The organism is Nocardiopsis dassonvillei (genome assembly GCF_964273065.1).
GTDB classification, from domain to species: domain Bacteria; phylum Actinomycetota; class Actinomycetes; order Streptosporangiales; family Streptosporangiaceae; genus Nocardiopsis; species Nocardiopsis dassonvillei_B.
In genome coordinates, this window is record NZ_OZ186815.1 from 4,907,185 (window position 1) to 4,930,544 (window position 23,360).

At 72.3% G+C, this 23,360-nt stretch carries 18 protein-coding genes; 14 read left to right on the forward strand and 4 right to left on the reverse strand.

Annotated elements, in window-relative coordinates; genetic code table 11:
- Positions 1-191 precede the first annotated feature (191 nt).
- Positions 192-1,799 carry a PucR family transcriptional regulator gene (locus tag ACSUPR_RS21990; protein ID WP_436886596.1) on the forward strand — a complete coding sequence of 536 codons (1,608 nt, stop codon included), beginning with the start codon at positions 192-194 and terminating at the stop codon, positions 1,797-1,799.
- 124 nt (positions 1,800-1,923) lie between these two features.
- Positions 1,924-2,412 (forward strand): Lrp/AsnC family transcriptional regulator, encoded by a 489-nt coding sequence (locus ACSUPR_RS21995; RefSeq protein WP_436886597.1) that lies wholly within the window; start codon positions 1,924-1,926, stop codon positions 2,410-2,412.
- 100 nt (positions 2,413-2,512) lie between these two features.
- Here the strand turns inward: ACSUPR_RS21995 and gabT are convergent, their stop codons facing one another.
- On the reverse strand, positions 2,513-3,847 hold the full coding sequence (gabT, locus tag ACSUPR_RS22000) for a 4-aminobutyrate--2-oxoglutarate transaminase (protein ID WP_436886598.1): 1,335 nt from the start codon (positions 3,845-3,847) through the stop codon (positions 2,513-2,515).
- Positions 3,848-4,019: 172 nt separating this feature from the next.
- Between gabT and ACSUPR_RS22005 the strand changes: the two genes are divergently transcribed.
- From ACSUPR_RS22005 to ACSUPR_RS22050, 10 genes are all read left to right on the forward strand, one after another.
- A complete protein-coding gene (locus tag ACSUPR_RS22005; RefSeq protein ID WP_436886599.1) occupies positions 4,020-5,465 on the forward strand; it encodes a PucR family transcriptional regulator in 1,446 nt (481 codons plus the stop codon).
- A gap of 112 nt (positions 5,466-5,577) precedes the next feature.
- A complete protein-coding gene (locus tag ACSUPR_RS22010; protein WP_436892098.1) occupies positions 5,578-8,601 on the forward strand; it encodes a DNA helicase in 3,024 nt (1,007 codons plus the stop codon).
- Positions 8,602-8,672: 71 nt separating this feature from the next.
- Entirely contained in the window at positions 8,673-9,554 is an 882-nt protein-coding gene (locus tag ACSUPR_RS22015; protein WP_436886600.1) for an Fpg/Nei family DNA glycosylase, read from the forward strand.
- 107 nt (positions 9,555-9,661) lie between these two features.
- Complete coding sequence (locus ACSUPR_RS22020; RefSeq protein ID WP_436886601.1) at positions 9,662-10,681, forward strand: LacI family DNA-binding transcriptional regulator; 1,020 nt, start codon at positions 9,662-9,664, stop codon at positions 10,679-10,681.
- 401 nt (positions 10,682-11,082) lie between these two features.
- Positions 11,083-12,795: an ABC transporter substrate-binding protein gene (locus ACSUPR_RS22025; RefSeq protein WP_436886602.1), complete on the forward strand. Its 1,713-nt coding sequence runs from the start codon at positions 11,083-11,085 to the stop codon at positions 12,793-12,795.
- A 210-nt stretch (positions 12,796-13,005) separates the two neighbouring features.
- Entirely contained in the window at positions 13,006-14,001 is a 996-nt protein-coding gene (locus tag ACSUPR_RS22030) for an ABC transporter permease (protein WP_436886603.1), read from the forward strand.
- Positions 13,998-14,909 carry an ABC transporter permease gene (locus ACSUPR_RS22035; protein WP_436886604.1) on the forward strand — a complete coding sequence of 304 codons (912 nt, stop codon included), beginning with the start codon at positions 13,998-14,000 and terminating at the stop codon, positions 14,907-14,909. The genes ACSUPR_RS22030 and ACSUPR_RS22035 overlap by 4 nt, the downstream gene beginning before the upstream one ends.
- Positions 14,909-15,859 carry an ABC transporter ATP-binding protein gene (locus ACSUPR_RS22040; protein ID WP_436886605.1) on the forward strand — a complete coding sequence of 317 codons (951 nt, stop codon included), beginning with the start codon at positions 14,909-14,911 and terminating at the stop codon, positions 15,857-15,859. Before ACSUPR_RS22035 ends, ACSUPR_RS22040 begins: the two co-directional genes overlap by 1 nt.
- A gap of 7 nt (positions 15,860-15,866) precedes the next feature.
- On the forward strand, positions 15,867-16,775 hold the full coding sequence (locus ACSUPR_RS22045; RefSeq protein WP_436886606.1) for an ATP-binding cassette domain-containing protein: 909 nt from the start codon (positions 15,867-15,869) through the stop codon (positions 16,773-16,775).
- A 296-nt stretch (positions 16,776-17,071) separates the two neighbouring features.
- On the forward strand, positions 17,072-17,275 hold the full coding sequence (locus tag ACSUPR_RS22050; RefSeq protein WP_073378413.1) for a cold-shock protein: 204 nt from the start codon (positions 17,072-17,074) through the stop codon (positions 17,273-17,275).
- A gap of 198 nt (positions 17,276-17,473) precedes the next feature.
- Here ACSUPR_RS22050 and ACSUPR_RS22055 read toward each other — a convergent pair whose 3' ends face one another.
- Positions 17,474-19,138 carry an FAD-dependent oxidoreductase gene (locus ACSUPR_RS22055; protein ID WP_436886607.1) on the reverse strand — a complete coding sequence of 555 codons (1,665 nt, stop codon included), beginning with the start codon at positions 19,136-19,138 and terminating at the stop codon, positions 17,474-17,476.
- A gap of 483 nt (positions 19,139-19,621) precedes the next feature.
- Here ACSUPR_RS22055 and ACSUPR_RS22060 point away from each other — a divergent pair, with 483 nt between their 5' ends.
- Positions 19,622-20,488 carry a helix-turn-helix domain-containing protein gene (locus ACSUPR_RS22060; protein WP_436886608.1) on the forward strand — a complete coding sequence of 289 codons (867 nt, stop codon included), beginning with the start codon at positions 19,622-19,624 and terminating at the stop codon, positions 20,486-20,488.
- 73 nt (positions 20,489-20,561) lie between these two features.
- On the forward strand, positions 20,562-20,843 hold the full coding sequence (locus tag ACSUPR_RS22065; RefSeq protein ID WP_436892099.1) for a DUF397 domain-containing protein: 282 nt from the start codon (positions 20,562-20,564) through the stop codon (positions 20,841-20,843).
- Here the strand turns inward: ACSUPR_RS22065 and ACSUPR_RS22070 are convergent.
- The gene (locus ACSUPR_RS22070) at positions 20,800-21,552 is read right to left on the reverse strand and encodes an MIP/aquaporin family protein (RefSeq protein WP_436886609.1); all 753 of its coding nucleotides are present in this window, start codon (positions 21,550-21,552) and stop codon (positions 20,800-20,802) included. The two genes, ACSUPR_RS22065 and ACSUPR_RS22070, sit on opposite strands and share 44 nt — an antisense overlap.
- Positions 21,553-21,751: 199 nt before the next feature.
- A complete protein-coding gene (gene glpK / locus ACSUPR_RS22075) occupies positions 21,752-23,248 on the reverse strand; it encodes a glycerol kinase GlpK (protein ID WP_436886610.1) in 1,497 nt (498 codons plus the stop codon).
- Positions 23,249-23,360 lie beyond the last annotated feature (112 nt).

Here is a 23,360-nt window from a genome sequence, read left to right on the forward strand (position 1 = left end):
ACCCCAGTCTCTCCGGGGCCCGCGGGCTTGGCCAGAACCACCATGTTGACAACATGCAGGCCGGGCTTACGGTCTGTAAAAGCCCCGCCCTGCCTGCTCACCGGGGGGTCAGGGCCGCCGGAGCGCCGGGAGGCGGGCACAGTGTCAAGGACGCCCGGGTGGCTTCTGACACTGTGTCCTAGAATGGCGGCGTGCTTCCCACCCTTGCCGAGGTCCTGCGCCTCCCCGCCCTCCAGCGCGCCCGTCCCCGCGTGGTGGTCGGCTCCGAGCACCTGGACGTGCCCGTCCGCTGGGTCCACATCGCCGAGGTCACCGACCTGGCGCACCTGCTGCGCGGCGGCGAGCTCGTGCTCAGCACCGGCATCGCCATGCCGGACGACCCCGACGCGCTCAGGCGCTACATGGACGACCTGGCGGCCGTCGGCGTCAGCGGCATCGCCGTCGAGCTGGGCCGCAAGTACCACGCCGAGCTGCCCGAGGCGTTCCTCGACGCCGCCCGCTCGGCCGGGGTCCCGGTGATCCTGCTGGACCGGGAGGCCCGGTTCGTGGAGATCACCGAGGCCGTCCACATCCGGGTCGTCAACGAGCAGCTGGAGGAGCTGCGGGAGTCCGAGAAGCTCCACTCGGTCTTCACCCGCCTGTCGGTGGAGGGCGCCGACACCGACCGCATCCTGCACGAGGTCGCCCAGCTGTCCGGCTGCCCGGTGGTCCTGGAGAACCTCTCCCACCAGGTGCTGGCCTGCGACCTCAACGCGGAGGACCCCGGAACCCTGCTCACCTCCTGGGAGAGCCGCTCGCGCGCCGTTCGCTCGGGTACCCGCACCGTCCACGCCCCGGCCACCGGCTGGCTGGTCACCACCGTCGGCGCCCGCGGGCAGGACTGGGGGCGGCTCATCCTCATCGCCGGGGCCAACCCCACCCCGCGCCAGAGCATGCTCATCGAGCGCGCCGCCACCACCCTGGCGCTGGGGCGGCTGCTCGAGCGTCACCAGGAGAGCCTGGAGCGCCAGACCCACCGCACGATCATCGCGGGCATCATCGACCGCGCCTACTCCGACCCCGAGGAGGCCCTGGTCCGGGCCCGGGCCGTGGGCGTGCCGCTCAACAACCGCGAACTGGTGGGCCTGGTGCTGCGCCTGCGCGAGAACGGTACCGGCCTGGCCGCCCAGGCCCGCCTCTCCGACACCGCCGAGGGCGCCGCCCGGGCATGCCGCGACCTGCGGCTGCCCGCACTGGTGGGCTCCCTGGACGACCTGCGGGTGGGCGTCCTGCTGGCGCTGCCGCCGCGGAGGCGCGTCGACGCCACCCTGCACATGCTCGCCGACCGGCTGGCGGTGACCGTCGGGGACGCCGCGGTGCTCGCGGTCGGCTCGGCCGCCGACGACATCCGCGAGGTGCGCCGCTCCTTCCTGGAGGCGCGCCAGGTGGGCGACGTGGCGGTACGCCAGAGCGACCGGCGGCCGTTCTACCGCCTGCCCGACCTGCACCTGCGCGGCCTGCTGCACCTGTTCCGCGACGACGAGCGGCTGCAGACCTACGTGGAGCGCGAGCTGGGGCCGCTGCTGGACCACGACGCCCGGCACGGCTCGGACCTCACCGACATGCTCCGCCACTACCTGGCGGCCGGGCGCAACAAGGCTTCGGCCGCGGCCGCCGCGCACCTGTCCCGGCCCGCGTTCTACGATCGTCTGCGCAGGATCTCCAACGTGCTCGACGTCGACCTGGACTCGGTCGAGGCCTGCCTGTCCCTGCACGTGGCGCTGCTGTCACTGGACTCGGTGCGCGAGGGACCGCGCTGACCGGACGTTGGCCTCGTTAAATGAATGACCGTGCAGTAGCCTTGGAATCCGTTGTAGGGGCGTTGGATCTCGATGAAATCCGCCGTTCATACGCACAAAATACGTTGGATGCACGGAGGGCCATGTGAGCGGCCAGTCGGACCCAGACCCCCGGCGCAGGGGCAACGGCATCGTCCTGGACGAGACCGCCAAACGCATCATCGAGGTGCTCCAGGAGGACGGCCGCCGCTCCTACGCCGCCATCGGCAAGGCCGTCGGCCTGTCCGAGGCCGCCGTGCGCCAGCGCGTCCAGCGCCTGCTGGAGTCCGGGGTGGTCCAGGTCGTGGGCGTCACCGACCCCATGATGCTCGGCTTCCACCGCCAGGCCATGATCGGCGTGCGCACCGACGGCGACCTCAACACCGCCGCCGACGCGATCTCCGAGATCCCGGGCGTGGAGTACGTCGTCATCACGGCGGGATCCTTCGACCTCCTGGTCGAGGTCGTCGCCGAGAACGACGCCCGCCTCCTGGAGATCCTGGCGGCCATGCGAGCCGTCGATTCGGTGACCTCCACCGAGACCTTCCTGTACCTCCGGCTCCGCAAGCAGACCTACGCCTGGGGCACCCGGTAGGGGGCGATGCCCACCGGATGCCCCACGGCGCGGAGGTCCCCCCTCCCCGGGCGCCGGGCGGACGGTGGCGCGACGGGCGAAAGGAGCGGAAAGGCGCGGATCAGAGCCGGTCGAACGCCTCGGCCAGGATGTCCAGGCCCTCGTTGAGCAGGTCGTCGCCGATGACCAGCGGCGGCAGCATGCGGATCACGTTGCCGTAGGTGCCCGCGCTCAGCAGGACCAGGCCCCGGGAGTGGCAGTACGACAGGATCCTGCCCAGCGACTCCGGGTCCGGGGTCTTGTCGTCCTTGACCAGCTCGATCGCGATCATCGCGCCGCGGCCCCGCACGTCGCCGATGATCGCGTGCTCCTCGGCCAGCTTGCGCAGGCGGCCCAGCATCAGGTCGCCGATCTCGCGGGCGCGCCCGACCAGGTCGTCGGACTCGATGGCCTCCAGCGACGCCAGCGCCGCGGCGCAGGCCGTCGGGTTGCCGCCGTAGGTGCCGCCCAGGCCGCCGCCGTGCACGGCGTCCATGAGCTCGGCGCGGCCGGTCACGGCGGCCAGCGGCAGGCCGCCGGCGATGCCCTTGGCGGTGGTGATGAGGTCCGGGACGACGCCCTCGTGCTCGCAGGCGAACATGTCGCCGGTGCGGGCGAAGCCGGTCTGCACCTCGTCGGCGACGAACACGATCCCGTTGGCGCGGCAGAACTCGACGATCGCGGGCAGGAAGCCGGGGGCGGGCTCGATGAACCCGCCCTCGCCCTGGATCGGCTCGATCACCACGGCGGCCACGTTCTCCGCACCGATCTGCTTGGTGATCTGGTCGGTGACCATGGCCGCGGCCTCGGGGCCGCAGTTCTCCGGGCCGGTGGGCCAGCGGTAGGCGTACGCCATGGGCATGCGGTGGATCTCGCCCGCGAACGGCCCGAAGCCCTGCTTGTAGGGCATGTTCTTGGCGGTCAGGCCCATGGTGAGGTTGGTGCGGCCGTGGTAGGCGTGGTCGAACACCACGACGGCTTGGCGGCCGGTGGCGCTGCGGGCGATCTTCACCGCGTTCTCGACGGCCTCGGCGCCGGAGTTCAGCAGGATCGAGCGCTTCTCGTGGTCGCCGGGGGTGATCCGGTTGAGGGCCTCGCAGACCTCGACGTACGCCTCGTACGGGTTCACCATGAAACAGGTGTGCGTGAACCGGCCGAGCTGCTCGGCGGAGCGCTCCACCACGCGCGGGTCGGCGTTGCCGACGTTGGTCACGGCGATACCGGACCCGAAGTCGATGAGCGCGTTGCCGTCGACGTCCTCGACGATCCCGCCCCCGGCCCGGGTCACGTAGACGGGCAGCACGCTGCCGACGCCCTTGGCGACGGCGGCGACACGGCGCTCCTGGAGCTCACGGGACTTGGGACCGGGGATCTCGGTGACGACCCGGCGGGACTGGGCGACCTCGGTCACGGCCATGCGTCTGCCTCCTTCAGTGCGACACGGGGTGCGGAACGGGGCGGGGCGCGCGGCCCCGACCCGCATGACACTAGGGCGCGCGCGGGCGGTCGGACATGGACACCGTGGATAATCGACGCAGGTCCCTGCGCCAATGCGGCAGGGCCCGCCGATCGCGACGAGTGGAGGGCCGATGCCACCGACCCTGGGCGGACTGGTGCGGACGCCCTCCCTGGGACTGCGCCCGCTCACCGGAGACGAGGGGCTGGACCGCACGGTGGGGTGGGTGGCGGTCAGCGAGCTCACCGACCCCACCCCCTACCTGGCCGGGGGCGAACTGCTGCTCACCACCGGTGTCCGCTGGGTCGAGTCCCCCCCGGACCTGCGCGAATACGTGCGGAGGCTGGCCCTGCGCGACATCGCCGGGCTCGGCTTCGGGGTGGGCGTGGCCCTGGACCGGACCCCGGACGGGCTGCGGGAGGCCGCCGCCGAGTTCGGCGTCGTCCTGCTGGAGGTGGCCCGCGAGACCCCCTTCATCGCCGTCGGCAAGGAGGTCTCCCGGGTCCTGGCCAAGGAGGAGTACGAAGGGCTGAGCCGGGCCTTCACCGCCCAGCGCGACCTCACCCGCGCCGCCCTGTCCGGGGCCGAGGCCGTCGTCGACCGGCTCGCCCGGGAGCTGGGCGCCCGGGTGCTGCTGCTGGCAGCCGACGGCTCCCCGCGCCACGCCGCCCCCGCCGGGGCGCCGCTGCGCCCGCAGGACCTGGGCGGGGAGCTGGAGCGGCTCCGGGCCGCCGGACCGCGCGCCAGTGTGGCGGTCACCGCGGACGGGGAGCACGTCTGGGCCCAGCCGCTGGCCATCGGCCGCCGGGTGCGCGGTTTCCTCGCGGTGGGCACCGGCGGGCGGTTGGGCCCCGAGCAGCGGACCCTGGTCAACGCCGCGGTCTCCCTGCTGTCCCTGGAACTGGAGCGCGACGCCCACGGGGACGTCGCCCGGATGGGCGAGGGCGTGCTCGCCTCCCTCCTCGCCGGAGCCCTGGACCCGGCCCACCCCGGCGCCGAGCGGCTGATCGCCGTGCTGCCCCCGGCCCCCGTGGTGGTCGCCGCTGCGGACGGCGCCCAGGGAGCCCACCCCCCGCACGGCGTCCTCGTGGCCGGGCACGGGGGCGGCGCCCTGCTGCTGGCGGCGGCCGACACCCCGGCCGCGGCCCTCGCCGACCTGCTCGAGGGCCCCGTCGGGATCAGCGACCCGGCGGACTACACCGGGCTCGCCGCCGCCCTGGCCCAGGCAGAGCGGGCCCGGGAGGCGGCCCGCTCCCGGGGCGGCGGCCCGGTGCGCGCCGCCGAACTGCCCGGCGGCCTGCTGGGTCTGGCCGACACCCCCGCCGGAACCCGGCTGGCAGAGGAGCTGCTCGCCCCGCTGCTGGCCGAGCGGTCCGGTGCCGAACTGCTCGCGTCGCTGCGCGCCTACCTGGCGGCGTCGGGGCGCTGGGACGCGGCCGCCGAGGCCCTGGGGGTGCACCGGCACACACTGCGCTACCGGATGCGCCGCATCCGCGACCTGCTCCCGGCCGACCTCGACGACCCCGACGTGCGCGCCGAGCTGTGGATCGCCCTGCGACTGCACGGCGGCCGCGCCTGAAAGTCCGCACGGGTTCCCGTATTCGGGGGACCCCGGCCCGCGTTATCCACGACAATGGGCGTTGACAGCGGTGTGTGATCGCATGGTCACAGAATCGACGGCGGGGGTGGACGTGAGATCACTACGGGACGATGAGCAGGAGATCGGCGGCTATCGGGCACCGGTGGCCGCCGGGCGGCGGCCCGCCGTCATCCGGATCGGAGGACGGGGGGAGGCGGGGGTGTCCCTGCGCTGGAGACCGCCCGCCGCCGAGGGCACCGACCCCCGCGCCCTGCTCGGGTACCTCCGCGCCTGCCTGCGCCGCGAGGCCGTCCACAGGCACACGATCCGGCCGGGCCACCTCGACGGCGACACCTGCGCCTGCCTGCCCGGCGGTACCGAGACCCTGTTCGCCGGCGGCGGCGACCGCGTCCCGGCCGGGCCCGCGGCGGCCCGGGTGGCCCGCCTGGCCGCCCGGTACGGACAGGCCCTGCGCTACGGCTACCCCCTCGTCCTCCTGGGGGAGGGCGCCGACCGGGCCGCCCTGCCCCTGCTCACCGTGGACGTCCAGGCGGTCGAGGACCCCGACGCCTCCGGCGCCCCGCGGATCCGCGCCATCGGTCCCCCCGACGTCAACGCCGCACTGCTGGAGCGCCTGGGCGCCACCGACCCCGAGGACCTCTTCGAGCTGAGGAGCAGGCTGCGCTCCGGTGCCCCCGACCCCGCCGGGCTCCCCGCGGCCGTCGCCGACCTGGCCGTCAAGGTGCGCACCCTGCTCTCCCGCCTGGAGATCGAGCGGGTCGACGACATCGACCCGGCGGCCACCCGGGACGCCCCCCGAGAACCCGTCGACGGAGCCCACAACGTCGCCGTCCTGTTCCGGGCAGGGCCCGGCGCCCGTCCCGGCGACGACGAGCCCGAGCCCGGTACCGTCGAGGCGGTCCTGGCCGACCTCGACCCCACCGAGCGGGACGGTATCGACCCCGCCTCCCTCGACGGCACCGCCCTGCACGCCCTGCTCCGGGGCTCCGGCGACGCCCCCGCCCCGGACCCCGGCCCCGGACCCCGGCGCGGACGCGTGCCCCGGCCCCCGCGGCGGCACGCGGACCACCCCGTGCCGCTCAGCGCCACCACCCTGGACCAGGCGGGGTACACCGCCCTGTGCGCGGCCATGGCCGACCGGCTCACCGCCGTGGCCGCCCCGCCCGGTACCGGCGCCCACGACCTCGTCGACACCGTGGTGCGCACCGCGGTCGGCGCCGGGCAGCGGGTCCTGGTGTGCGGGCGCACCGAGTCCGACGTCCACGAGGTCCTGCACCGGGCCGAGGGGGGCCTCCCCGTCATGCGGGTCGGCGGCAAGGAGCACCGGGCCGCCGAGGCGCGACTCATCGGCCGCCTGCTCACCGGGTACGGCGGGGCCCCGCCCCGCGGAGGGGACCCCGCCGCCCACCGGGCGGAACTGGCCCGCCACTGGTCCCTGGTCCGCGCCGCCTGGGACGAGATGGACGACATGGCCGCGGGCGGGTACGAGCTCGCCCACCTGGCACAGGAGCGCGAACGCGGTATCGCCGACGGCTGGGACCCGGACCGGCTGTTCACACCCGAGCGGGGCGGCCCCGAGTACTGGCTGCCCCGGGCCGAACGCGCCTTCGCCGGCGGCCTGGGCGCCTTCCAGCACCGGTCCGCGATCCGCCGCGAACTGGGCCTGGAGACCGACCCCGAGACCCTCGCCCGGCTGTGCGCGACCGCCCGCCTGGAGGGCCGCTGGCGCGCCGCACTGGACCGTCGCACCCGGCACGCCCCCCTGTCCGAGCTGACCGCCGGGCTGGCCCGGGCCCAGGAGGAGCACCGCCGCCTGGGGGCCGAGTGCCTGACCGACGCCCTCGGACCCCGGCTGTGGCGGGGCAGGCCCGCCCTGGAGAACCGGCTGGAGACCCTCAACTGGCACCTCGGGCCGGGCTGGCCCGGCATGGACGGGCTGATCGAGGTCCTGCCCGCCTGGGTGTGCCGCACCGACCAGGTCCGCGCCCTGCCGCCGCGGGCGGGCCTGTTCGACCTGGTCGTCGTCCTGGGGGCGGAGCGGACCCGGGTCGCCGAGCTGCTGCCCGCCCTGCACCGGTCGGCCCGGGCCCTGGTCCTGGGCGACCCGGCGCACCCCGGCCCGGCCAGCGCCCTGGAACCCGACGAGGAGCGCCGCGCCCTGGCGGCCGCCGGGCTCGCCGCGGACCGGCTGGACGAGCGGGGCCTGCGCCACGGCACGGGCTCGGCGCTGGGGGCGGTCCGCCGCGCCGTCGACGAGACCCTGTGGCTGGACGAGCACACCGGGGCGCCGCCGCTGCTCGCCGAGACCGCCTCGCGCCACTGCTACGGCGGACGGGTGTCGGTCCGCACCGCGCCCGACCCCGGCGGCGGCCCGGCCTTCGAGTGGCGCGACGTCGTGGGCGTCTGCGAGGCCGCCCCCGGGCTGTCCTACGTCAACCGGGAGGAGGCCTACCGGGCGGCCGTGGTCGTCGACGAGATCGACGAGCACCTGCCGCGCGGGCGCACCATCGCCGTGGTCGCCCCCACCCAGCCCCAGGTGGCGCTCCTGCGCCGCCTGCTCCGACCGCGGACCTTCCGCCACCGGGTCCTGGTCGGCGGCCCCGACCTGCTCGGCGACGGCCCCGACCGGGCCGACGTCACCGTGCTCTCGCCGCTGCTCGCCCGGGGCGCCCCCGCGACCATCGAGCGCCGGGTACGCCGGATGGGGCACCTGTGGTCCGCGGTGCTCACCCGCACCGGCCAGCGGCTCGTCGTCGTCGGCGACCGAGCCCACTGGGAGGCCGGGGACGGGCCGCTCGCCGAACTGGTCGCCGTGCCCGAGAACGCCCCGGACGGCGCCTGCCGCGCCCTGGTGGACCGGCTCCGGGAGGCGGGCACCCGGGTCTCGCTCCAGCAGACCGTGGAGGGGTGGACCGCCGACCTGGCGGTGCGCTTCGGCGCCCGGCGCCTGCTCATCCTCCTGGACCGCGAGCCCGACGGCCGCAGGCTGCGCCGCCTCATGGACCGCGGCGACGCCCTCAACCGCATCACCGGCGACCCCGTCGTGGTGGTCCCGGCCTGGCGCTGCCTGGCCGACCCCGAACGCCTCGTCCGCGAGATCCTCGGCGCCCCCTGACCCGCACTACCCTTGGTGCGGTGGAGGTCCCGGTCCGCCGGGACCCGGGATCCGGGAGACGAGGGGGACGGGTGCCCGAGGGCCACACGCTGCACCGGTTGGCGGCGCACTTCGACAAGACCTTCGGCGGCGGCGCGGTGCGGGCCACCAGCCCCCAGGGCCGCTTCGCCGACGGCGCCGCCCGGATCGACGGCCGCGTCCTGACGACGGGCGAGGCGCACGGCAAGCACCTTTTCCTGGGCTTCGACTCCGGGGAGTGGCTGCGGGTCCACCTGGGCCTGTACGGCGCCTGGAGCTTCGGCGACGCCGACGGCGAGCGCCACCTGGGCGCGCCCCGCGCCGCCGGTGCCGAGCGGACAGGCCTGGTCCGCGACCGGGACGGGTTCGTCGTGCCCCCCGCGCCGGTCGGCGCGGTGCGGGCCCGGCTGGTCAACGCGTCCGGCTGGGCCGACCTGCGCGGCCCCTCGGCCTGCGAGGTCGTCACCGAGGAGGAGAAGCTGGCGGTCCAGGAGCGCCTGGGCCCCGACCCGCTGCGCCCCGACGCCGACCCCGAGCGGGCCTGGCGGGCGGTCTCGCGCTCCCGGACGAGCATCGCCGCACTGCTCATGCGGCAGGAGGTCATCGCCGGGATCGGCAACATCTACCGGGCGGAGTCCCTGTTCCGTGCGGGCCTGGACCCCATGACCCCGGGCCGGGAGGTCTCCCGCGAGCGGTGGGACGCCCTGTGGGAGGACCTGGCGGGCCTGCTCCGGGACGGCGTCCGCGACGGGTACATCATCACGACCCGCCCCGAACACCGGCCCGACCCCGACGCCCGCCCGGTGCCCCGGCCGGACACCCTGTACGTCTGCTACCGCACCGGCGAGCCCTGCCGGGTGTGCGGTTCCCCGATCGCCTCGGCCGAACTGGCCGGGCGGACGCTCTACTGGTGCCCCGGCTGCCAGTCCGCGTGAGACCCGGTCCCCCTCGCCCGTGGACGGTCACGGAGCGTACAGTACAATCCCACATCGCCGCTTAACCGGTTCAGCAGCCAAGTTCAGGGGGACGTGTGGGGGGTTTGATGCGACGGCCGACCATCATGGACATCGCCAAGGCCGCGGGGGTGTCCAAGGGGGCGGTCTCCTACGCCCTCAACGGCCGCCCCGGAGTCTCCCAGGAGACCCGCCGACGGATCCTGGCGATCGCCCATGACCTGGGATGGGCGCCCAGCAGCACGGCCCGCGCCCTGTCGCCCGGCGGCCGGGTGGGCGCGGTCGGGCTGGTCATCGACCGCCCCGCCCGCTTCCTGGGCGTCGAGCCCTTCTTCATGCAGCTTGTCTCGGGTATCGAGACGGAGCTGGCGGTCGCCGGCACCGACCTGCTCCTCCAGGTCACCGACGACCGGAAGGCGGAGGCCGGTGTCTACCGCCGGTGGTTCGCCGAGCGCCGTGTGGACGGGGTGATCATCGTCGACCTGCGGCTCGACGACCCGAGGGTCGCGCTGGTCGAGGAGATGCCGCTGCCCGCGGTGTTCCTGGGCGGGCCCGGGGGGACCTCCTCCCTACCCTGCCTGTACACCGACGACGCCTTCTCGGTCCGGGAGGTCGTGCACTACCTCGCGGCCCTGGGGCACCGGCGGGTGGTCCGGGTGGCGGGGCCGGACGAGTTCGTGCACACCCGTGACCGGACCCGCGCCTTCGAGGCCGCCGCCGCCGAGGCGGGGCTGCCCGGTGCGAGCACCGTCCACGCGGACTACACGGGGGAGTCGGGCGCCCGCACGACCCGCCGCCTGCTGGCCAGCGCGGACCGGCCCACGGCGATCGTCTACGACAACGACCTCATGGCGGTGGCCGGGCTGGGGGTGGCCCGGGAGATGGGGGTCGACGTCCCCGGTCAGCTGTCCATCGTGGCCTGGGACGACTCGGTGCTGTGCCAGGTGGTGCACCCCTCGCTGACCGCGGTCGCCCGGGACGTGGTCGCGGGCGGCAGGGAGATCGCCCGCATGCTCGCCGAGGCCGTCGAGGGCAGGCCGGTGGACAGCCGGGAGACGGCCCGGGGGGAACTCCAGCCGCGCGGCAGCACGGGCCCCCTGACGTCCTGATCCGCCCTCCCGGAGGCGGCGCGTCCGTTCGGGGTGCGCCACCCTGCCCGGTGCGCTTCCGGGGCCCCGTGGGAGCGCTACCAAAACATCATTCACTATGGAAAACTACGGCGCACGATGTGCTCTCCGTCATGTCGTGCGCAAGGAGGAAGCCCATGGGGAACCGGTTCCGCGGTGATCGCCCGGGCGTCTTGCCCACATCCGTGCTGTTACAAGCGAATAACAGCGAAGTGACGACCATTGACGCCCTTCCCGTCGGCGTGTTGTTGTTAACGTCACTTACCCGGTTCAGCAACGGCCTGTCTCTGCGCCCCTGATTGGGAGCGCTCCCACCTCTCCGAGCCCCGGAGAGGGCAGTTCCCCCCACGAGCGGCCGACCGGGTGGAGAAGGAGGAGTCGAGATGAGATCTCTTCGGCTTCCGGCGGCACTCGCGGCACTGACCATCGCGGTCACGGCCTGCTCGGGTGGCGGCGGCGGAAACGGAGAAGGTTCCGGGGAGTACCCGCGGAACGAGACGCTGTACACCACCGGTACCGCATGGGGTCCGCCCGCCAACTGGAACCCCTTCATGCAGGGCCAGTACGCGGTCGGCACGGTGGGGCTGGCCTACGAGCCGCTCTTCCTCTTCGACCCGAACACCAGTGAGTACGTTCCCTGGCTGGCGGAGAGCGACAGCTGGCCCGAGGAGAACGTCCACGAGATCGTCCTGCGCGAGGGCATCACCTGGACCGACGGCGAGGCCTTCGACTCGGCCGACGTGGTCTCCACCCTGGAGATCGGCCAGTTCGGTTCCGTGCCCTTCAGCAACCTGTGGAACTTCATCGAGAGCGTGGAGGCCGTGGACGCGCAGACCGTCCGCGTCACGTTCAGCGAGAGCCGCCCGCAGGAGTGGATGAACTGGGTGTACTCGCACCCCATCGCCCCCGAGCACATCTGGGGTGAGAAGACCGAAGAGCAGGTCATGAGCGACGTGAACGAGGAGCCGGTCGGCACCGGTCCCTACGTTTACGAGTCGCACAGCGACGACCGCCTGGTCTGGGAGCGCAAGGACGACTGGTGGGGCACCGAGGCGCTCGACCTCGAGATGAAGCCCCGCTACATCGTCGACCTCGTCAACGCCTCCAACGACGTCACCCTGGGCATGCTCCAGCAGGGACAGGTCGACCTGTCGAACAACTTCCTGCCGGGCATCGACCAGATCATCAACGGCAACGAGGCGATCACCAGCTTCTACGACGGGCCGCCCTACATGCAGCCCGCCAACACCGCCTGGCTGGTGCCCAACACCACCAAGGCCCCGCTGGACGACGCCCAGTTCCGGCAGGCGCTGGCCCACTCGATCAACATGCAGCAGATCATCGAGGGCCCCTACGCCAACCTCGTCGAGGCGGCCAGCCCCACCGGGCTGCTCCCGCTGTGGGACGACTACATCGACCACGGTCTGGTCGAGGAGGAGGGCTTCTCCTACAACGCCGACCGCGCGGTGGAGATCCTCGAGGACGCCGGCTACCAGGACGAGGACGGCGACGGCTTCGTCGAGACCCCCGACGGTGAGCCCATCACGCTCACCCTGGAGGTCCCCTCCGGCTGGACCGACTGGATGGAGTCCGCCCGCGTCATCGCGGAGAACGCCCAGGCCGTCGGCATCAACGTCGAGGCCCAGACCCCCGAGTTCGACCTCCTGGTGGACAACCGCAACTCGGGCGAGTTCGACCTGCTCATCAACAACGAGCGCCAGGCGAGCAACACCCCCTGGACGTACTACGACTACCTCTTCCAGCTGCCCATCAACGAGCAGCAGACGACGGTGAACTTCGGCCGTTACGAGAACGAGGAGGCGTGGGCCCTGGTCGAGGAACTCGCCGCCGTCCCCGCGGACGACGTCGAGGCCGCGGCCGAGATCACCTCGCAGCTCCAGGAGATCCAGCTGGCCGAGCTGCCGGCGATCCCGCTCTGGTACAACGGCATGTGGTCGCAGGCCAGCAACACGTACTGGACGAACTGGCCGAGCGAGGCCGAGGGCGCGCCCAAGAGCGCCGCGACCCTGTGGAACGGCTGGTGGCAGCTCGGGGCGATCACCACCCTGGCCACCATCGAGCCGGTCGGCGAGTAGCCGCATCCCCGGTCGGCGGGCCGGAGCACCCCCTCACTCCCCGCCGGCCGAACCGCTCCGGGCGGGCACGGCGCGAAAGCCCGCCCGGAGCGCCCCCGACAGCGGGCGGGGCACCGGAACACCGAAGGACCCGGACACCGGGCTCCGTTCCGGGCCCCGCCCCCCGTGTCGGGCTCGTCGTCCGTCCGCCACCATCACCTGGAGGAACGTGTGTGGCGCTACATCGGCCGTAAGCTCTTCGTCTACCTGCTTACGTTCGTCATCGCGGTCACCATCAACTGGATGATCCCGCGCTTCATGCCGGGCGACCCGGTCCGGAGCATGCTCTCGAGGGCCTCGGTCGGCAACCCCGAGGCACTGCAGCGCATGAACGACTACTACACGGGTGTCTTCGGCCTGGACACCCCCCTGTACGAGCAGTACTTCTCCTTCTGGGCCGGCCTGCTCCGCGGCGACCTGGGCGTCAGCGTCATGCTGTTCCCCCAGCCCGTACTGGACATCATCCTGAGGTCGGCGCCCTACACCCTGGGCCTGCTCCTGCCCGCCATCCTGCTGAGCTGGATCGTCGGGAACCGGATCGGCGCCTTCGCCGCCCGCAAGAAGCTGCTCGACAACACGGTCCTGCCCGTGGGGTACATCCTCACCGCCATGCCGTACATGTGGCTGGCCCTGCTGCTGGCCTGGAGCCTGGGCATCGTCGCGGGCGTCCTGCCCACGTCCGGCGGCTACTCGCCGACGCTGCGGCCCGACTTCAGCTGGCTGTTCATCTCCAGCCTGATCACGCACTGGTTCCTGCCGTTCCTGTCCATGTTCGTCGTGGCGCTGGGCGGCTGGGCGATCGGCATGCGGAACATGATCATCTACGAGCTGGAAGCGGACTACTCCAACTACCTCATGGCCCTGGGCGCACCGACCCGGCTGATCCGCCGCTACGCGTTCCGCAACGCGATGCTGCCGCAGATCACCGGTCTGGCCGTCCAGCTGGGCACGGTCCTGTCCGGCGCCCTGCTCACCGAGATCGTGTTCAACTACCCCGGTCTGGGCACCCTGATCCTCCAGGCGCTGAACAACCGCGACTTCTTCGTGCTCCAGGGCACCTTCCTCTTCGTGGTCGTCGGCGTGCTGATCGCCAACTTCATCATCGACATCGTCTACGTGCTGGTCGACCCGCGCACCCGGGTCCAGATGACGGGAGGCGCGGCGTGAGCGAGATCGCCGGAGCACCGGGCACCGCCGAGAACGCGGCCCAGCCCGAACCGACCGCGGAGCGCAAGACCTCCGAGGTCCTGCACTTCGCCGTGCGCAACCCCAAGCTGCTCATCGGCCTGGGGATCGTGCTCTCACTGCTGCTGCTCGGCCTCATCGGCCCGCTGTTCATCGACCACGGGCCCAACGAGTACGTCGGCCCCCAGAGCCAGCCGCCCAACGGCGAGTACTGGCTCGGCACGACCAGCTTCGGCCAGGACGTCTGGGCGCAGTTCGTGTTCGGCCTGCGCTCCACCTTCCTCATCGGGGCGTTCGGCGGCGGCGTCGCCTTCATCGTCGGGACGACGGTCGGGTTCGTCGCCGGCTACAAGGGCGGGATCGTCGACGAGATCCTCAACATGCTCACCAACGTGGTGCTGGTGCTGCCCGCCCTGGTGGTCCTCATCGTGGTCACCGCCTACCTGGAGGTGCGCGGCATCTTCGTCCAGGGCGTGTTCATCGGTCTGACCTCCTGGCCGTGGGCGGCCCGCGCGGTCCGGTCCCAGGCGCTGTCGCTGTCCACCCGCGACTACGTCGACCTGGCCCGGCTCAGCGGACGCCGCACCTGGCGGATCATCACCACCGAGATCGCTCCCAACATGAGCTCCTACCTGGTGATGTCCTTCATCCTGCTGTTCGGCGGCTCGATCCTCATCGCCGCCGGCCTGGACTTCATCGGCCTGGGCCCCTCCAACGGGGTCTCCCTCGGCCTCATGCTCGAGAGCGCCATGAAGTGGAGCTCCCTGTACCTGGGCATGTGGTGGTGGTTCGTGCCGCCGGGCCTCGGCATCACTCTGATCGTCGGCTCGCTGTACATCCTGAACGTCGGGCTGGACGAGGTGTTCAACCCCAAGCTCCGGGAGCTGTGATGACTCTGCGCGTCAACGACCTCAAGGTCTACTACCAGACCCTGCGCGGAGACGTCCACGCCCTGGACGGCGTGACCTTCGATCTGGCCGACGGCGAGATCATGGGTCTGGCCGGCGAGTCCGGGTGCGGCAAGACCACGCTGGGCAAGAGCCTGATCCGCCTCGACTCGCGCATGCGCCACGTCGGCGGCACGGTCGAGCTGGACGGCAAGGACGTGCCCATCGGCGACGACAGGGCGATGGTGCCGCTGCGGTACCACGAGATCTCGCTCATCCCGCAGTACGCGATGAGCGCGCTCAACCCCACCCGCAAGATCGGGAAGATGATCGACGACCTCCTGCGGGCGCGGAAGGTGCGCCCTGTGGACATCGCCGACGAGCTCAGGCGCCGCCTGGAACTGGTGGGCCTGGACCCCGACGTCCTCAACCGGTTCCCGATCGAGCTCTCCGGGGGTATGAAGCAGCGCGTCGTCATGGTGATGTCCACGCTGCTCAACCCGTCGCTGCTCATCGCCGACGAGGTCACCTCGGCCCTGGACGTCTCCACCCAGCGCGCCGTCGCCGAGTCCCTGGTGGAGTTCCGGGACCGCGAGTACATCAAGAGCATGGTGTTCGTGACCCACGACATCTCGCTCGTGTACCAGATGGCCGACACGATCATGGTGATGTACGCGGGCCACATCGTGGAGAAGGCCTCCGCCTCCACCATCATCAACGCCCCCCGGCACCCGTACACCCAGATGCTCATCTCGGCGCTGCCCGAGGTGGGCTCCACCACCGACCAGGGCCGGCTGGAGGGCATCCCCGGCACGCCCCCGGGTCTGCTGAACCCGCCCACCGGCTGCCGCTTCAAGGAGCGCTGCCCGCTGGCGTTCGACAAGTGCAACGAGCGGCCGCCGCTGGTGGAGATCGAAACCGGCCACTGGGCCGCCTGCTGGAAGACGGGGTGAGACGGACGTGCTGGAACTCAGCCACGTGCACAAGGTGTACCGGGTCGGGGCGTTCGGCGGCGGACGGCTGCGCGCCGTCCGCGACGTCAGCCTGAAGGTCGAGGCCGGGGAGGTCGTCTCCCTCATCGGCGAGAGCGGCAGCGGCAAGAGCACCATCGGCAAGATGGTGCTGGGGCTGTTCAAGCCCACCTCCGGGGTCATCGCCTTCGACGGCACCGACATCACCACCATCCGCGGGCACGCCGCCCGCAAGGCCTACTACCGCAGGGTGCAGGGGGTCTTCCAGGACCCGTTCAGCTCCTTCAACCCGATCTTCAAAGCGGACCGGGTGTTCGAGATGATCCGGAGCTCCTACTTCCCGGGCACGTCCGACGCCGACTGGCGGGAGAAGGTGCTCAAGGCGGTCGGCACGGTCCGCCTGGACCCGGAGAACGTCCTGGGCAAGTACCCGCACCAGCTCAGCGGCGGCCAGCTCCAGCGCCTGCTCATCGCGCGGGCCCTGTTGCTGGACGTGGACCTGCTGGTGGCCGACGAGGTGATCAGCATGCTGGACGCCTCCACCCGGATCGACGTGCTCAACCTGCTCGCGGACCTGAAGGAGCGGGGGATGGCGATCCTGTTCGTCACCCACGACCTGTCCCTGGGCAACTATGTCAGCGACCGGTCGGTGATCCTGCGCAAGGGCGCGATCGCGGAGATGGGCCCCACCGCCCGCGTCTTCGAGAACCCGCTCCACCCCTACAGCCGGCACCTGCTCTCGTGCGTGCCCCAGCTGCACCGCACCTGGGCGGAGGTGGACGCCGAGCTGAAGGCGAACCCGCCGGAGGACGTCGAGCTCCCGGTGGCCCCCGACGACGCGTCGGCGCCGCTGCGGGAGGCCGAGGCCGGACACTTCGTGGGGATCGACCAGGGCTGAGCCCGGGCCGTCCGGCGCGGCGAGGCGCGGCATCCCCGTGGTGGCGGGGGGTGTCGCGCCTCGTTCCGTCCGGACACCCGGTATTCCCCGGTTGTTCGTGCGTGTTGCCACACTGAAAACCCTCGCGATCCCAGGTGTCTGTGGTACGTTCGAGGTGATTGTTAGTCGTTGAATTTCGCAGTTGGTGTCTTGCCCGCGGAGTTTGTGACCGGCGGGCGGTTTCCCTGGGGAGTCGGCTCGCGGCAATTCTCGGGCGTGAGGTTGCGCCCGTTGTACACCGAGCTGAAGGAGACAACATGGCTCAGGGAACTGTGAAGTGGTTCAACGGCGAGAAGGGCTTCGGCTTCATCTCCCCCGACGACGGTGGCCCCGACGCCTTCGTTCACTACAGCGCCATCCAGGGTTCGGGCTTCCGTAACCTGGAGGAGAACCAGCGCGTGGAGTTCGACATCGTCGCCGGCACCCGCGGCCCGCAGGCCGAGAACGTCGTCGCCATCTAACTCCGGTTAGAGCGGCACCACACGTTCGAGAGCCCCCGGAAGGTCCGTCCTTCCGGGGGCTCTCTGTTTCGGGACGACCCCGCCCGGTGGCCTTCGGCCACCGCGCGGGGTCGTCCCCGTCGTTGCGCCGGACCCGGCGCCGACCGCACGGCCCCGCCCGGGGCGTCACCTCCGGGCCGGGTCCGGTACGGGCCGGGATCAGCCCCCGGCGGGCACCGGGGCGCTCAGCAGGGCCTGGACCCGGGCGCGCACCTGCGGGCTCTCCAGCCCGCGCACCGTCACCGTCGTGCGGCGGCGCAGCACGTCGTCGACGGTGACCGCCCACTCGCGGTCGCGGGCGAACACCACCTGGGCCCACACGTCCGGGCCGTCGGGGTGGATGCGCTCGCCCAGGGCCGGGTCCTCGCGGATCAGCGCCGCGATGTCCAGGGCCAGGCTCCCGTAGTGGGAGGCCAGGTGGCGGGCCACGGGCGGCTCCAGGCGGGCGCCCGGCTCCCGGTCGATGAGGATCCGCTGCGCTACCGCGTCCGGGCTGGCCAGACCCGGCAGCGGGACGGTCCTCAGCGGGTCGGCCATCTCCTCGGCCAGCGGCACCGCCCGTACCCTGCGCAGCTCCTTCAGGACCGTCCGGCCGATGTGGCGGTAGGTCGTCCACTTGCCCCCGGCCACCGACAGCATGCCGCCCCGGCCCTGGGTCACCACCGTCTCGCGCTTGGCCGCGCTGGTGTCCCCGCCGCCGCCGGGCAGCACCCGCAGTCCCGCGAACGCGTAGTCCACGTGGGAGGCGTCCAGGTAGGGCGCGTCGATGCCGAGCGCGGCCTCACCCAGGATCTGCTCCACGTCGGAGGGAACCACGGCCACCTCCGCCGGGTCCCCGGTGTACTCCTCGTCGGTGGTGCCCAGCAGCAGGCGCCCCTCCCAGGGGATGGCGAACGACACCCGGTGGCGGTCCACGGGGATGGTCAGCGCCGCCCGCCAGGGTTCGGGGGTGCGCAGCACCAGGTGGGCGCCCTTGGACAGGCGCACGCTCGGTGCGGCCGCGGGGTCCTCCATCCGGCGCAGGTGGTCCACCCACGGCCCGGTGGCGTTGAGGACCAGGCGCGCGTCGACGCCGAACTCGGTCCCGTCGGTGCGGTCGCGCAGCTCCGCGCCGGTGACCCGCGTGCCGGTGCGGCGCAGGTCCACGACCTCGGCGTGGTTGAGGACGACGGCACCGGCCTCGACGGCGGCCCGCACGGTCATGATGGCCATGCGGCTGTCGTTCATCTGGTGGTCGCCGTAGGCGGCGACCGACTTCAGGCCCTCGGTGCGCAGCCCCGGTGCCAGCCGGGCGGCCTGGGTCGGGGAGAGGAGCCGTCCCATGCCGTCTCCGAACGCGGACAGCGCGGAGTAGAGGAACACCCCGGCGCCCATCTTGGCGGCCCCGTGGGGCCCTCCCTCGTAGACCGGGACCAGGAACGGCAGCGGGTTGACCAGGTGCGGGGCCACGGTGGTGGCCAGCGACCGGCGCTCGCGGTGGTTCTCGGCGACCAGCTTGAGGTTGCCGGTCTGGAGGTAGCGCAGGCCGCCGTGGACGAGCTTGGAGGAGGCGCTGGAGGTGGCGCCGGCGAAGTCGCCCGCGTCCACCATGGCGACCCGCAGACCGGACTGGGCGGCGTTCCAGGCGACGGAGGTGCCGAGGATGCCGCCGCCGACGACCAGGAGGTCGAAGGTGCCGCGGGAGAGTTCGGCGCGGGCGCGCCCGCGGTCCGCGCCGCGCCCGGGGAGCGCGGCGACGGTGCTGGTCGTGTCGGTGCCGCGTGCGGCGGGCACCGGGTCGGCGGTGCCGGGTCGGTGGGCGGCCGGGTCGGGCGTGGTCGTCATGGCCGGGTACTCCTCCGAGAGGGATGGCGGTGCGGCCGCCGGAACGGGCTCTGCGTTCCGTGCGGACCTCGGAAAGATCATACGACAATGCCGCACGGTGGGGGAGGGGAAGGGGGCCCTCGGGGCATCTTCCGTTCCCTGGCGGCACTTCTCGGAGGATGCGAGGGGGCTGGTGTGACCGTGGGTTGCCGTGGTGTCGCCAGATGTTCCTGTGATGCGTCATTGTCGAACGCGGCTGGTCCGGGGGCGGGTCGCGGGGCCCGTGGGGCCCCTGGGGCGGATGCGGGCGCGGCCGAGGGTTCGGGTCGCTTCCGCAGGGCGTTCGAGAGCGTGCCGAAACAGGGGGCGGCGTACCGGGAAAACCTGAATTCCAAAGACGAGAAAACGGTCATCTCGGTTTTCGCCGAGATGTATAGCCCCGAACCTCGGATTCCTCGGATTACCCCTCTCCCGGGTGATCCCCGGTCCTAGCATGAGGGCATCATGGCCACCAGGTACTCACCCACGATCCGCCGCCGCCGCCTGTCCTCGGAGATCCGCAGGATAAGGCTCGCCTCCGGAAAGACCGGCGAGGAGGTCGCACTCGCGGCCGGTCTGTCCAAATCCACCTACTCCAACATCGAATCGGGGGTGAAGAAGCGGCCGCGGCTCCGGGAGGTCCGCGCCATCCTCGACGCCTGCGGGATGGACCACGGGGAGGAGTACGACGAGATCCTCCTCCTGTGCCGCCAGGCCCTCGACCGCGGATGGTGGACCCGGTACCGCGACGTGGTGGCCGCCCCCTACGTCGGCTACGAGACCGAGGCGCGCGACATCTGCACCTGGCAGCCCCTGGTCCTGCCGGGCCTGCTCCAGACGCCGGAGTACATGCGGGTCACCGCCCAGGCCTGCCTGACCGTGCCGCAGGACATCCGCCGGTTCACGGACGCCCGGCTCATCCGGCAGCGGATACTCGACGACGAGGACCCGCCGCTGCTGCGGGCGATCTTCGACGAGGGGGCGCTGCTGCGGCTGCGCGCCCACCCCGAGGTCCTCGCCCGGCAGGTACGCCACCTCCTGAAGATGTCCGAACGCCCGAACATCACCGTCCAGATGACCCTGGCCGACCGGCTCAACCCCGGCTCCGGCGGCCCCTTCGTCATCATGGACTTCCTCCACCCGGGCGATCCCACCGTCGTCTACCTGGAGACCACCTCCGACGGCATCTACCTGGAGGGGGCCGACGAGGTCGCCCGCTACCGCACCCTCGCCGAGCACCTGCGCCTGGTGGCACTGCGGCCCAACGAGACCCTGGACCACCTGCGCGAGACCTATCTGGAGGCGTCGAGTGCCCGAAGCGGTCGACCCTGAACCGTCGCACCGGACCCGGTCCCCGTACCGGAAGTCCACGTACAGCCAGCCCAACCAGGGGGAGTGCGTGGAGGTGGCCCGGGTCCCCGGAGGGGCGGCGATCCGCGACAGCGGGCGCCCGGACGGGACCGTGCTCGTCTTCGGCGCCCGTACCTGGCACGCCCTGCTCCAGGCCCTGCGCGCCGGTCCGCCCGGCCCCGCCGGGCTTCCCGGGTCGGGTCCGGGCCGACCCGGAGCCGGGGGTCGGCCCCACACGGAACGGGGGCGGCGGACCGTGTCCGCCGCCCCCGCCGTACCGCGGGACCGGGAGGTCAGCCGCCGAAGCCGGTCAGCCTCCACACCCAGGCGCCGATGACGCCGCCGACGAGCGGGGCCACCACCGGGATCCAGGCGTACCCCCAGTCCGAGGAGCCCTTGCCCGGGATGGGCAGCAGCGCGTGCGCCAGCCGCGGGCCCAGGTCGCGGGCCGGGTTGATGGCGTACCCGGTCGGGCCGCCCAGGGACAGGCCGATGCCCAGCACCAGCAGACCCACCAGCAGCGGGGCGATACCGGTGGAGAACAGCGCCGACAGGTCGGCGCTCCCCTGCGTCACGTGGCCGGAGTTGGCGCCGATGCCCAGCACGCCCAGGACCAGCATCGCGGTGCCGATGACCTCGGTGGTGAAGTTGGCGACCGGGTTGCGCACGGCCGGGGCGGTGCTGAACACGCCCAGCTTGGCGTCCGGGTCGTCGGTCTCCTTCCAGTGGGCGAAGTAGGCCAGGTACACCAGCACCGCACCGGTGAACGCGCCGGCCAGCTGCGCCGCCATGTAGCCCGGGACCAGGGCCCAGTCGAAGTCCCCGATACTGGCCAGGCCCAGCGTCACCGCCGGGTTGATGTGCGCGCCGCTGACCGTGCCGACCGTGTAGACGGCGATGGCGACCGCCATGCCCCAGCCGAACGTGATGACGATCCAGCCGGCGTTGAAGGCCTTGGACCGGGCGAGGACGACACCGGCGACGACACCGCCGCCGAGGAGGATGAGGATCGCCGTACCGACGAACTCCGCGAGATAAACCGACATGATGGCCTCCGCCCGCGTGGGGCAGCCGGGTCACGGGTCCGCACCGGCCCGGGGGCGCGGGCATAATCGGACGCACCCGTCACAGGAATGGGATGGGGAGGGCCGCCGGGCGGCCCGAGCCGCGCCCGGGGGCCGTCAGGTTGGCAGCCGGTGCCCCCGGGACGCGGTCGTCTGGTGGAACGGGCGCGGCCCGTCCGGTTCACTTCTCGTCGTGCTCCACCCAGCCGAGGGTGCGCTTCACCGCCTTGTTCCAGTTGTGGTATTCGCGCTCGCGCACGGCGGGCTCCATCTCGGGGGTCCACTCCGCCGCCTTGTGCCAGTTGGCGCGCAGGGTCTCCACGTCGGGCCAGTAGCCCACGGCGAGTCCGGCGGCGTAGGCGGCGCCCAGGCAGGTGGTCTCGGCGACCATCGGGCGCACCACCTCGGCGTCCAGGACGTCGGACAGGATCTGCATGAGCAGGTTGTCCGCGGTCATGCCGCCGTCCACCTTCAGGGTGGTCAGCTCGATCTTGGAGTCGGCGTTCATCGCGTCGACGACCTCGCGGGTCTGCCAGGCGGTCGCCTCCAGGACGGCCCGGGCGATGTGCCCCTTGTTCACGTAGCCGGTCAGGCCGGCGATGACGCCGCGGGCGTCGCCGCGCCAGTGCGGGGCGAACAGGCCGGAGAAGGCGGGGACGAAGTAGCAGCCGCCGTTGTCCTCCACGGTGCGGGCCAGCGTCTCGATCTCCGGGGCGGTGGAGATCAGGCCCAGGTTGTCGCGCAGCCACTGCACGAGCGACCCGGTGACCGCGATGGAGCCCTCCAGCGCGTACACGGCCGGGGCGTCGCCGAGCTTGTAGCCCAGGGTGGTGAGCAGGCCGTTCTCCGAGGTGACCGGCTCGGTGCCGGTGTTCATCACCAGGAAGGTGCCGGTGCCGTAGGTGCCCTTGACGTCGCCCGGGTCGAAGCAGGTCTGGCCGAACAGCGCGGCGTGCTGGTCGCCCAGGGAGGACGCCACCGGGGTGCCCTCCAGGTAGCCGCGGGCCTGGCCGTAGACCTCGGAGGAGGAGCGGATCTCGGGCAGCACGGCCGCTGGGATGCCCATGGCGTCGAGGATCTCCGAGTCCCACTCCAGGGTGGCCAGGTTCATCAGCATGGTGCGGCTGGCGTTGGTCACGTCGGTGACGTGGCGGCCGGTCAGCTTCCAGATGATCCAGGTGTCCATGGTGCCGAAGAGGACCTCGCCGCGTTCGGCGCGCTCGCGCAGGCCGTCGACGTTGTCCAGCAGCCAGCGGAGCTTGGGGCCGGAGAAGTAGGTGGCCAGCGGCAGGCCGCAGGCGGCGCGGAAGCGGTCCTGGCCCTCGGAGGCGCCGAGTTCGCGGACGAGGGCGTCCGTGCGGGTGTCCTGCCAGACGATGGCGTTGTGGACCGGCTCGCCGGTCTCCTTGTCCCAGACGACGGTGGTCTCGCGCTGGTTGGTGATACCGATGGCGGCGACCTGGTCGGGCGTGATGTCGCTCTTCTCCAGGGCGTTCTGGACGACGACCTCGACGTTGGCCCAGATCTCCTGGGCGTCGTGCTCGACCCAGCCGGGCCGGGGGAAGATCTGCCGGTGCTCGCGCTGGTCGACCGAGACGATGCGGCCGTCCCGGTCGAAAAGGATGCAGCGACTCGATGTGGTGCCCTGGTCGATCGCGGCGACGTACTGCTGACTCATCGGATGCTCTCGCCTTCAGTGGAGGGCTCGGGAACGGGGACGGACACGCGCGAACAACGGGCTATACCCGCACGTTGTACGACATTGACGTATGAGTAGGCGTTAGTTTCAT